At 52.5% G+C, this 335-nt stretch carries 1 protein-coding gene and 1 pseudogene; both read right to left on the bottom strand.

Going from position 1 to position 335, the window contains the following annotated elements:
- Window positions 1-95, bottom strand: a pseudogene (locus LJE11_RS19425) (DUF3847 domain-containing protein); the annotation flags it as partial.
- The coding region (locus tag LJE11_RS19420; RefSeq protein WP_227296439.1) for a DeoR family transcriptional regulator at window positions 88-335 on the bottom strand (248 nt) is incomplete at its 5' end. The gene LJE11_RS19420 and the pseudogene LJE11_RS19425, both read right to left, overlap by 8 nt.

The raw sequence follows: 335 nt of genomic DNA, 5'->3' as shown, positions 1-335 counted from the left end.
TGCAATGCCTTTTCATCATTGATGGCTTTCCGCAGTTTCTTTTCGCTTTTCTCCAACTCCCGGTTGAGTTTTTCCAGCTTTGAGGTATCAGGCAAGGGCAGCGTCCTCCTTTCCCGGTATCAGCACATAAATCCTGTTTGGTTCTCCAACGCCCTGACGCACCCGCATGATAAGTCCGGCGGTTTCCAGTTCATTCAGAGAACGCTTGACCGTCATGGGGCTGCGAGACAGGACTGCGGCAATGCCTGTGATAGGGAAGCAGACAAACAGGATTCCGTTCTCGTCCTCCTGCCCTTTGGATAGCATAGCGTCCAGCATCCGGCAGTACATGACCT

The sequence above is a fragment of the Blautia sp. DFI.1.216 genome, assembly GCF_020594215.1.
Taxonomy (GTDB): domain Bacteria; phylum Bacillota; class Clostridia; order Lachnospirales; family Lachnospiraceae; genus Blautia_A; species Blautia_A wexlerae.
Note: the sequence above shows the minus strand (reverse complement) of the source record. Positions and strands in the feature narration are given on the sequence as shown.